7 protein-coding genes are annotated in these 11,448 nt (G+C 35.8%); 2 read left to right on the top strand and 5 right to left on the bottom strand.

The annotated features are described in order from the left end of the window. Positions 1 to 30: 30 nt before the first annotated feature. Positions 31 to 498, bottom strand: a complete 468-nt coding sequence (locus UABHE_RS22595; RefSeq protein ID WP_372365561.1) for a hypothetical protein — start codon at positions 496 to 498, stop codon at positions 31 to 33. Positions 499 to 880: 382 nt separating this feature from the next. Between UABHE_RS22595 and ahcY the strand changes: the two genes are divergently transcribed. Further along, a complete protein-coding gene (ahcY, locus tag UABHE_RS22600) occupies positions 881 to 2,305 on the top strand; it encodes an adenosylhomocysteinase (protein WP_372365562.1) in 1,425 nt (474 codons plus the stop codon). 294 nt (positions 2,306 to 2,599) lie between these two features. Next, entirely contained in the window at positions 2,600 to 3,598 is a 999-nt protein-coding gene (locus tag UABHE_RS22605) for a hypothetical protein (protein ID WP_372365563.1), read from the top strand. 198 nt (positions 3,599 to 3,796) lie between these two features. Here the strand turns inward: UABHE_RS22605 and UABHE_RS22610 are convergent, their stop codons facing one another. The 4 genes from UABHE_RS22610 to UABHE_RS22625 all read right to left on the bottom strand — a co-directional run bounded on the left by UABHE_RS22610 (position 3,797) and on the right by UABHE_RS22625 (position 11,352). Further along, a complete protein-coding gene (locus tag UABHE_RS22610; protein WP_372365564.1) occupies positions 3,797 to 5,119 on the bottom strand; it encodes a cytochrome P450 in 1,323 nt (440 codons plus the stop codon). A 560-nt stretch (positions 5,120 to 5,679) separates the two neighbouring features. Continuing rightward, positions 5,680 to 6,363 (bottom strand): YfaP family protein, encoded by a 684-nt coding sequence (locus UABHE_RS22615; RefSeq protein WP_372365565.1) that lies wholly within the window; start codon positions 6,361 to 6,363, stop codon positions 5,680 to 5,682. Continuing rightward, positions 6,356 to 6,700 (bottom strand): hypothetical protein, encoded by a 345-nt coding sequence (locus UABHE_RS22620; RefSeq protein WP_372365566.1) that lies wholly within the window; start codon positions 6,698 to 6,700, stop codon positions 6,356 to 6,358. Before UABHE_RS22620 ends, UABHE_RS22615 begins: the two co-directional genes overlap by 8 nt. Before the next feature lie 11 nt (positions 6,701 to 6,711). After that, complete coding sequence (locus tag UABHE_RS22625) at positions 6,712 to 11,352, bottom strand: alpha-2-macroglobulin (protein ID WP_372365567.1); 4,641 nt, start codon at positions 11,350 to 11,352, stop codon at positions 6,712 to 6,714. Between the last annotated feature and the right edge of the window lie 96 nt (positions 11,353 to 11,448).

Below are 11,448 nucleotides of genomic sequence, written 5' to 3' on the forward strand. Positions count from 1 at the left end.
CTCAATAATCTTCAATAATTTACACAAAACCTACCGCTGTTTTGGGATATTTCTGCGATTTTTTTTCCTTCTTTCCCAAATTCTTTTTGCTTCACGACTATTTTGTTTATACTGTTCATCATTCCATGGAACAGACATTGTATTTAATTCTTCACTCTTTATAATTACTTTATTATTAATCCTGATGTAACCATAGACTCTTCCACAAATTTGCGAATTGAGTCGGTAAGTACCAACAAAGACTTCTTGCTTTGCAGGTAGTTTCAAGGCACGGCTTTTTTTTCCATTTTTTATGATTTTTTTTTCTACTTTGATTGCTGTTTTGTATTTTACTGTTTGACCTGTTGTGTTGTCGTTTTGTAACCATAACTTAAATGTTTGATAATCACTTGTTTCTATATTTAAATAGACTTTATCCCATGAAAATGGATCTTCTTTAACAACAGACTCATCTGCGATACAAAAAACAATTAATGTAAAAAATATAATTACTTTCATAGTACTTCTCCTCATAATTTGCGATTTATATAACTTAGGGAAGTGGCGGAAAATAATTTACCATTTCACATGCTCTTTTATCCATCTACGTCGTTATTCTTCACTTACAGAACTACAGCTATGCGCGCTCAAAATACCTAGTTAATGAATAAGATTTCTATATAAAATCTGGTATATTATTTTTAACCACTCCTTACTTATTAATAGAGATGCGCATAATCCCAAAAGGTTAAAAAGTATTGTAAAACTTTTTTATCTAAGAGTGGATTTGGGAAAACAACAAACGCGCTAATAAATTCAACTGTAGGTTGATAGCTATCTCCTAAAAGAGAAGTTATACTTATAAAAAATAAACGTAAACAACTTCAAAACGGAGAAAAAAATGTTGATACCAACACCAATGTCCACAACAGAAGATTATTTCGTAAAAGATATATCTCTAGCAGATTTTGGACGTAAAGAAATTCAAATTGCAGAATACGAAATGCCTGGTTTAATGGCTTGCCGTGAAAAATACGGAGAAGAAAAACCTCTTGCTGGTGCTCGCATTATGGGTAGTTTACACATGACTATTCAAACAGCTGTTCTTATTGAAACTTTAACAGCTCTTGGCGCAGATGTTCGCTGGGTAAGTTGTAATATTTTTTCAACCCAAGATCATGCTGCAGCAGCAATTGCAAAAAGTGGTGTACCTGTTTTCGCTTATAAGGGTGAAACATTAGAAGAGTACTGGCAGTTTACACTTAGAGCTTTGGTATGGCCTGACAGCAAAGGTCCAAATCTGATTGTTGATGATGGTGGCGATGCGACACTAATGATGCACCGTGGTTACCAAGCAGAAAACGATATGAGTATTCTTGATGTTCCTACAGACAATAAAGAACTACAAATCGTAAATAGCCTACTTAAAGAGTTTATTCCAAAGAATCCAAACTTTTTCCATAAACTGATAGAAGACTGCAAAGGTGTTTCAGAAGAAACAACAACAGGTGTTCACCGTTTATACCAAATGCTAGAAAACAAAGAGTTGTTACTGCCGGCTATCAACGTAAACGATTCAGTTACTAAGTCGAAATTTGATAACGTTTATGGATGTCGTGAGTCTTTAGTTGATGCGATCAAAAGAGCAACAGATGTAATGATTGCAGGTAAAACAGCATTAGTATGTGGTTATGGTGATGTTGGAAAAGGTTGTGCAGAAGCTTTGTCAGCACACCGCGCACAAGTATGGGTAACCGAGATTGATCCTATATGTGCTTTGCAAGCTATGATGGCTGGATACAAAGTTGTTACTGTTGAAGATGCTCTTCCTCACGTTGATATTTATGTGACTACAACAGGTAATAAAGATATTATTACTATAGATCATATGAAAAGCATGAAAGACCAAGCTATTGTGTGTAATATTGGTCACTTTGATAATGAAATTCAAGTAGAAGCGCTAGCTGAATTTCCTGGAGTTAAACACACAAATGTAAAACCACAAGTTGACATGTACACTTTTCCATCTGGAAATTCGATGTTTCTTCTTGCTGAAGGACGTCTTGTAAACCTAGGATGTGCAACAGGACACCCAAGTTTTGTAATGTCAAATAGTTTTACAAACCAAGTGCTTGCGCAAATAGACCTATGGAAAGAAGATAAAGAAATAGGTGTATATCGTTTGTCAAAAGAACTTGACGAAGAAGTGGCACGTTTACACGTTGAAAAGCTAGGTGGTAAATTAACAAAACTTAGCAAGGAACAAGCGGATTACATAAATGTTCCAAGTGAAGGACCTTACAAGCCAGAACATTACCGTTACTAAAAAATGGTTTTAAATTCTAACTTGTAGTATAATCTTCAAAGTGTGTTTGCTTGAATTTGCAAACACACTTTTGTATTTTAAAATATAAAATTTCAAAACATCTCTTCCTCCTATTTATCTTCCTACTTCAAAAAACACTCCCAAAATTATTCACCAAAACATGCTCAAAAAATTACAGAAGAATGACTAAGCCATGAAATTTTAATGACAATGTTTTTGTACAATAAAACCCTGTTTTTCGCTTTAACACAATTTTGGATTACAAAAAATCATCTATATGAAAAAGGGGATAATATGAACAACATTATAATGATTTTAACAGCTATTGTTTATTCTGTAATTTGCAACGCTTCAGTTGAATCTAAGGGTTCGTACGAAACTGAAAATATGGTTATCGATATAGTTTTAGCTGATGTAGATACAACGCACTACGATCAAAAAAAGCAAAAAAAAATGACAATTTCTACAAAACAAACCTTAATATCGCTAAAAGCCAAACACAATTATGTTGTAGTAGGTAAACTCACAACAAATGGAAAAACATATACAATTCCTCAAAACAACTATATGCAAAAATTACCGGCATTAAAAATCAATGGACATGTTAAAGATATGCTTTTGCAATACGCAGTGAGAACACACAAAGAAACAAAAACTATTCGCAGCAAGTTGACTATTACAAAGCAATATCAAAATTTACTAGTAACAGCTTTTTATATCAGAAGTCTGTCTGGCAGTGGAGGTGTCATCGCTACGGAAAAAGAGCTTGAGATACTCAATGCTATTGATATCGTACTTGCTGTAAAGCAAGATACATATAAACTTGATTTAGATGGAATGACATCAGCCGAATTTTCAACTAAATTGAAGCAATGGAAGAAAAAATCGCCAAGAGTGAGAGGTGAACTCAAATCTCCACCTATTATTATTATAGATCTATTTCTTTTGAACAATTCCAAACATCAAGTTGTATTTGAGATTGGAAAAGATAGTGGTTACAACAGTATAAAAGGTAAAGGTGCAGGTTTTTTATCTATAAACACAGTAGAAATGCATACTACGCAGTATATATACGGAGAGCATGTCAGACTTCAACCGGAAGGTTACTATCATATTCCACTTAGTATGAAATCAGGAAGTCGTTCTAGTGTTTATAATTTCTGGACAACAACAGGGAAATGTCAGTTAGATTTCCAGGTAAATGGCATGGTCAGAGAACTAAACGGAGTAGAAATTTTTAGCACAGCGTTCACTATTGATACAAGCGGGATCGAAATATACGTTATAAAGTAGTATTACAAAGCTTTACTGGAAATAGCGACAAAAATGTTCAAATGTTGTCTTTTGTTTAGCTAAAAACATAACAGAAAATTATCTTAGACATAAGAAAGCAAAAATGGAACTTATTTTACTTTGTTGTGTCTAAGTATATAAAGAGTGTGCCCAAACCTTTATAGTAGGATTTACCGTTGCATTAAAGCGTAATAAAAGCTATTTTACAATCATTGGAACTTTGCCACTTGGAAAAAAAGTCACTCCACGACGTACAGCAATAACAGTTTTGTCATTAGCTAGTTGTAACTGAAAATTTGATATTATTTGGGCTATTACAATTTTCATTTCGTACAAAGCAAAATGCATTCCCAAACAACGTCGCGCACCACCACCAAAAGGAACAAATTCGTAAGAATTGTATTGTTTTTCGATAAAACGCTGAGGGAAAAACAATTGTGGATCTGAATACAAATCGGGATTACGATGTGTAAGGTAAATACTTAAAATCGCAGCGGTTTTTTCTGGAAGTGTGTGTCCCATAATTGTTAGTGGTTGTTGTAATAAGCGGCCAATAGCTGGAACAATTGGATATAGGCGTAAAGTTTCGCGGCATACAGCATCTAGAAAAGGTAATTTGACAATGTTATCAATATTGAAATCATTTTTAAATGGCTGTAATTCATCGCATAGATTACGCAGAACTTGAGGGGTTTTGTGAATCCAGTACAAACTCCATGACAAAGATGCTGCAGTTGTTTCGTGACCAGCTAATAGTAAAGTCAAAAGTTGATCGCGCAATTCCAGGTCAGAAATTCCATTGCCATCATCATCGCAGATAGCAAGAAGGCGCGAAAATATGTCATGTTGCTGAGGATTTTTTCTCCGCGACTTTATATCTTCATAAATCAACTCATTCACTTCTTTTACCACACCCAAATATTTTGCCCACGGTCTAAAAAATTTCTTACGTAATTTGGGAATATACAAGAAAAGTGCATTTTTACCGTTAAAAATAGAGAGATAGCTCACTAAAAGTTGTTTGTATTTTTCAAAACGCTTTCCTTCTTTTAATCCAAAAATCGCATGAAGAATAACCTCTAAAGATATTGTCTGCATTGTGTCTTGTATTACCACTCGCGAATTTTTTTTCCAACTACCAGTGTTTACAACTGTAATATCTCGAATAATTTCTCCGTAATCACGCACTACATTACCAGTAAAAGGAGGTGTCATAAAACGCCGCATTCGTAGATGCTCATCGTGATCAATAAGAAGTAATGATTTGGAACCTAGGAGTGGCTCTAATGGCTTGCTAATTGGTCCAGCAAAAACATCTTTGTAATTTGCGGTAAAAATATCACGTGCTGCTTCAGGTGAATCGAAAAAAACAAATTGCGTTTGCGGATTTATTTTCATACTAAAAGGTGTTCCGTATTTATTTATACATTTATCTAAAAGACCATAAGAGTTTCTTATAAGAGCAGTTGTTTGCCACCACCAAGGACTTGAAGGGCCTGGAAAAATTTTTTGGTCTGACATTAACATCTCCTTTATTTTGGCGGGTTGTTTTGTTCCAAAGTTGAAGGTTGTAAACTGTATCAATTGTTAGCTTCACTTAGAATTCTTGATTTAATCGGCAGCTTATTCCCTTCGAAGCAACCCAAATTATCTCTTTAACTACAATTTGTCTGTAAATGATAAATGTGAACGAGTTTTTACCTACTCATAGAGAACTGTCATTACCAATGAGTAATCTAACAGATTTCTCAGAACACTTCTGAGAAATCTGTTAGGGCGTGTCATCATTCAATACAGATAAAAATATAACGGATTCATTTAATGATACGCCTGTAGTATTGAGCCCGAGCCCGTTTGCGAGCCCGCGCCCGAAAACTTTTTGAGAGCGACAGAAAGTGATTTATTGGTTCAATACTAGTTTTTTGCGATGGAAAAAGAAACTTTGCTTCTTTGATAAATTGTTAGTGAAAGTTTCGCAAACGGGCTCGGGCTCGAAAAAACACACAATATTTTAAATGATGACACGCCCTAAATAGTGTTAAACTAAGTCCTAAAACAAAGTAGCGACTTCGTCTTAATATTTATTGCTGTACAGAAAAAGAACAAACCTCGACAAACTCACTCTTTTTAGACAACAAGCGATAATAATCTATTCTCGACTCTTTTGAAGTCCCTTCAAACAGCACAACGGTAATCTTAACACGCGTTTGTCCATCGCTACCACCGTAGTATTTTGATTTTACAATATATTTTCCATTAATTGCGTTGGAAAGCATAAAGGTCTCAGGACCAAAACCGTTGGTGTCGTCGTGGTCTAATTGACCACCTATTTTTGATTCTTTAGAAGAGTAGTATGTTTCTTCTCCTGAAGGATCTATCACGTGTAAATCAATGTCTGTTGCAGTATCCCATGTCATTAGAATTTTAACATCGCGTTTAGGCACTTGGGAATGAATAACAATAGTATCGCGTCCTAGACCACCTTCGTTTTCCGCTAGAATTTGGATAACATTTTCTCCTGGAGCTAAAACAACAGAGTACTTAAATTGTCCTCCAGAAACGTCAAACAAATTAGCAGAAGAATTGATAACAATGTAAGCGCGAGAGATGTTTGTGTCACTAATCGTTCCGCTAACTTCAACCATGCGCTTGCTAGATTGTCCTCCATTAGGAGTTTTAATCGTTACAGTAGGAGCTGCTTGTTGTTCTGAGGCATATAGCACACACGATAGTGCTAATACCGTGATGATTATCATTCTAATCATTGAATTTTCCCTTCTCTACATATTCCTTTGCCATTTGGAAAGCTTTCTCTTTAAATTTTTCTAAGACAGCCCACTCATCGCTCGAACCAAAATTTAAATGACTACCATCAGCAAAGGCACACAAAAAATGTGAACCTCCACCAAAAGCATCGGCCATAGAATTTACTTCTGAAGTAATGAATGTACATGGAGCTGTTTCTCCAGCACGATAAACAGCCAGCACATACAAGTATTGTATTCCTCCTAATGCTTGTATTTTTCCAAATAACCGTGCATTGTATATATCGTTTGCTGTACTTTCTAATACGTCAGCAGATTCAATTGCTGGACCGTACATAACATTCTCCTCTATTTAATTGTGAATATTTTTTCCGTCGAGTTACCACGTATTTCAGGATAATACATTAATGAAGCAATCGCTGGAAGTGCATGAAAAGTACCAGCAATCGATGGACGAAAGAAATAATAAACTTTATGTTTACCTTGTTTTAAGTTAGTAAAAAAGAAAATAGTTTTCGCATCGTGGAATTCGCGATGGGTATATTGAGATTCTACACTCGAATTCATTTGTAACAGGCGATCCTTTGTGATGACAATAGCACTCGCAGGCACATGATCTTCTAGCATGACAAATTCTCTTGATTGAGAACAGTCAATTTCTAATTCAACCATGATCATATCGTCTGGCGATATATCTTTTCCCAGTGGTTTACGAGTGTAATTTTGTTGTGTCTCGTCTTTATGTAAGGTGAAATAGGAGCGCTTAACTGCCATGCCACTTGTTGTTTCGGAAATATTTTTTTCTGCTGTAAAGTATTCTATATGAGCAGTATAATACAAATAAGCGCTGTTGTTATCACTGTGAATGTCCAGAGTTGTTGTTGGTTGTAAACTAGAAAAAACTTGAGTAACTCCAGAGCTGCTCACATCCACCACATGCGACTTTCCGTTTGCACTTATCGTAACTTTTGTTGAAGTGCCTTTTTGGACACCATGCGCATTTAGATAACTACACAAAGTTAGTACTACCTCAGAGGTATCTTTTGTTGAATTCCAGCCACGATCCTTGCGTTTTGACATTAGCCACTCAAGAGCAGGAACAATTAATTTGTTTTTCGAATCACTAGCAACAAGAGCGCGAATAGCCATTGCTGTAACTTCAATAGCATTTTTATTCCACGAAACAGCATTAGTGTCGCCCCAGTAAGGAAAACTATCACCAGAGAATTGGCTTTTTTCTGCAACTTCCTTCGCTAAAATTTTTGCTTCTGCGCTACGATTTTGCTGAACGAAAGATAAAGTAAGTAGTGATAGAGTGTAACTATCTGCTTTTAAACGTTCTTCTTGGTCAAAAATTGCGTCTAAAGCTCCTTGTGGTAAGTTTTTCGCACAAGACAAGGCGTATGCTGTATATGCCTTGGTTGCATAGTTGACTGCGCTATTTTTAAGACTAGATTTTAGAAAAACTAATGCGCGCTCTAAAACCTGAACGTTTATTTCATAATCTAAATTTTTAGCATGAATAAGCCCTAAAGCAACATACGCTGACAGCATTGGATGCGAAGCTTCATTGCTATTCCACCATCCCCAGCCACCGTCTTTGTTTTGTAGCTGTATCAATCTATTTACCCCAGCGTTCACATTCTTTTGTAATGTAGCTGTATCTATTTCCATTTGCATTTTCTGCATAATTTCACTAGCCACAATATTTGGCATAAATCTCGACATGGTTTGTTCAGCGCACCCGTATGGATATTCAAGTAGCATATGTGTTGATTCTTGTATTGCCGCTAAAAATCCCGGTAAAATTCGCACTGTAACTTTACTTTGGGTAGTGTTCTCTGGAAGAGTAAATTTATGTTGAGATTTTTGTAGTAAACGACCACTATAACCATAACTTTTAAGAATACCATGTGGTAAAATGCGAATCTCTTCGTTTTTTGAATCGCTATACTGTTTTGCTGTGACCGAAGAATTTATTTTAGCTATTCCACTATTTTTAGCAACAAAAGAAATATTTTGATTTAACCATTTACCGACCTTTACTACTTTTTTCTCTGAAGAAATTTTTGAAAACTCAATGTGCTTAGAACTTTGTAAGCCTAGTAATAATTCTTGTTTTGTTTTTGTGGCATTACGTGCTCTTATGCTTGTAGTGCCTTTATCACCTTCTACTAAAAAGCGCGGGCGAGTAAGTGATACCATGAGTGGTTTACGGGTCGAAACTTCTTGTTCTAAGTACCCTACACGCGTACTACCATCAACTGCTCTTACTACAACGCGCCAATCAGTAAGATTATCAGGGAAATCAAAAGAAATTTGTGCGTGGCCATTTTGATCGGTAGTTGTGGAGGCAACCCATGTAGCTGTTGTCTTAAAAAGTTTACGTGCATTTTGTTTTTCTGCGTTTTGTTGTTTTTTTGGACTTTCTTTTTTCTCTGCAGATCGACCTCGCGGCGCTGATGCCTGTGGCACGGGTTCTGACGCTGGCGCTGGTGCTTCCGATTCATCCGAGTCCTCAAACAATGCGCCTTCGCTTTCATCGCTAACCGCATCAGCCATATCATCAGCTTCTTCATCCATAGTGTTTTCAGAAGGTCGCCGTTGAGAATCACTCCTCACTGCACTCATTTTTTTCTTTAAATTACTAAAAAGTTTTTTTATAACTGGTGCTGGGAGACGCGATGACAGCTTGGCATAGTCATATGATAACAAACGAATAGACGAACCACTGTTTACATTTTCGCGACGCAAGGGGTAAAAAAATTGATGTAACAAAGCGTTGCGATCGCTTGCTAAAGAATAAATTGACTGATCAACAACACCAATAGAGAAATCTGTTGTTACTGGTTTTCCTTTATGGTCAATGGTAGTAATATCGAAAGTAGCTTTTTCTCCAGGTCGATAGTTACTCTTATCTATTTTTACTTTTACATCAAGGATTTTGTGTTGCGGTGGAACGACAATCATATGTTTGCTTTCCATAAATCCGTTGCGATATATTGCCGCTGCTTTAAAATAGATGTTTGGTGACATTTGTTCGGTAATCACAAGTTTAAAAACGTAGCTATTTTTACTAATATTTACAACTGTGTATTCAAGAAGATCAACTCCTTCAACAGTTAAAAGAGGCGAGATCTTTTTCGTTGGTAAAACAACAAGAATATGAGCGGTCTCATTCACTCGATATGTTTTCTTGTCAGCGACAAGGAGAATAGAATCACCACTATAAGAAAGAGGCGCATCTCCTTCACTCACCCATACTGTTTTACTTATTTGGCCTTCGCTACCTATAGCTTCAATTTCAATATCAATAGCACCGTTAAGTGCTGCCGGAATCTCAATTATAGCTTTACCATCTTTGTCAGTCTTACCTTCAGAGGTGAAAAATATTTTTTCCTGCAATTTTTCAACCGTTTCTGTGTTGCCACCTTGCAATGACAAGCGCTCTCTTCTTATAGCCTTGATGCGAAAAGGAGTGATAATAGGCTTAGAGTTAATGTCAACTGCTTTTACAGTAACAATAATTTGCTCTTCAAGAGCGTAAAGTTGCTTACTTGTTTTCATGTCCAGTTTTGTAGGATAACGTTCTACTTTTATGGAACCCGAACCCGAGGCAGAATTTCTTGCTTCATCGCGTACCGATACTTGTAAACGATAGTTGTAGCTAAATTGATCTTTATCTGTGGGAAATGATAGTGATAGTCCACCGTCTTTTAAATCAACACTTCCTGTTTTAACTAATTGAGGCTTAAATGATCTGAATTCATTTTTACTATAAAATTGATCTAAACCTACTTCTTCAAATAGTGGTTGATGAAATGCGCTTTTATAAAGTTCATAATTTACACGACCTTTTGTTATCTCACCACCAGAGTAGTAATTGCAATTTACTTTAAAGTTGGCTTTTTGCCCCATGAGAATTGCTTTTTCGTCGCCAACAATTCTTACTTTGAATTTAGGTTTTTGGAATTTTTCAACTTGGAATTCAGTTTGAAAAACTTTATTGAGTCCTTTACACTCCAAAAAACATGTGCCTAGAGACATTTCTTTAGGAAGATCAATTTCACCAGAAAAAATGCCAGAGATAGCGGTAGTTTTACCACTGGCGACTTTATTATCTTGGGCATCTTTTATCGTGTAGTTTACAGTGAAATTTGTTTTTGATAGAAAGTATTCACCGCCACGCTGTGAGCGCATAATACCTTTAAAATAAACTTTTTCTCCTGGAAGATAAAGTGGACGCTCTGTAAAAATATAGCATTTCTGCACATCGACGATCGATGGAAAAAACATTGCATCGTCAATGGTGAAATTGTTTTGAACTTTAGCTGTTACTAATAATTGTGGGGAATAGTGGATATTGAAATGAGCGATACCTTTGTGATTACTCGTTCGTGTTTCAACTAGCTTGTTATTGCGATATACAGAAACATTACTGTTTGCAAAAAGTTGTCCTGTACTGCGATTGACACTATAAACAATAAGTTGTTGTTGGTCGCGACGCGTTATGATTGCTAAGTTAGTAATTGCCGCCAGAGAATAAGCAATGTAATTATCTCGACGACATTCTACCAAATACAAACCTGCATTTTTAATAGAGGGGAAAAATAATTTTTTATAACCGTCACCACGTGTTTCTTGTAATTTTGGGTTTTGCACATATGCCACCAATGAAAACTGGCTGTTCTCTATGCTTTTCCCATGAATTTTAGGCTTTGTGGTAAGTGAAGAAGTGCTTATCGCATGATTTAATTTTGGGCGAATGTTACTGTCTTCGATTTGTAACTTATGAAAGTTGTTTTGGCTAGCTAAAAAATTATTTTCATTGGCGATTTTGTATACACTAAGTTTGAGATTGTTGGTATTACCTTCGAATCCGATTTCAAGATGATTGCCAACAGTATTGACCTTCTCTTGTTTTATCCTAAAAGGTATATCTGCAAAACATGAGCATATCATTAACAAAACAAAAACGTAGATTTTCATAAAAGTCCTTTATGTCACAAGAGTTTAATTTTTAATGTGGTCAGTTAACTTTGTAAAAAAGTCCTTCTATTAGAGCATTTTTACGATAAAAAGTTT

Origin of the sequence: Candidatus Uabimicrobium helgolandensis (assembly GCF_041508025.1) — a bacterium.
GTDB lineage: Bacteria > Planctomycetota > Uabimicrobiia > Uabimicrobiales > Uabimicrobiaceae > Uabimicrobium > Uabimicrobium helgolandensis.

Bases quoted from the DNA above. Each gene is read 5' to 3' on its own strand.
- UABHE_RS22595 (WP_372365561.1), bottom strand. From the start codon at position 498: ATGAAAGTAATTATATTTTTTACATTAATTGTTTTTTGTATCGCAGAT.
- ahcY (WP_372365562.1), top strand. From the start codon at position 881: ATGTTGATACCAACACCAATGTCCACAACAGAAGATTATTTCGTAAAA.
- UABHE_RS22605 (WP_372365563.1), top strand. From the start codon at position 2,600: ATGAACAACATTATAATGATTTTAACAGCTATTGTTTATTCTGTAATT.
- UABHE_RS22610 (WP_372365564.1), bottom strand. From the start codon at position 5,119: ATGTCAGACCAAAAAATTTTTCCAGGCCCTTCAAGTCCTTGGTGGTGG.
- UABHE_RS22615 (WP_372365565.1), bottom strand. From the start codon at position 6,363: ATGATTAGAATGATAATCATCACGGTATTAGCACTATCGTGTGTGCTA.
- UABHE_RS22620 (WP_372365566.1), bottom strand. From the start codon at position 6,700: ATGTACGGTCCAGCAATTGAATCTGCTGACGTATTAGAAAGTACAGCA.
- UABHE_RS22625 (WP_372365567.1), bottom strand. From the start codon at position 11,352: ATGAAAATCTACGTTTTTGTTTTGTTAATGATATGCTCATGTTTTGCA.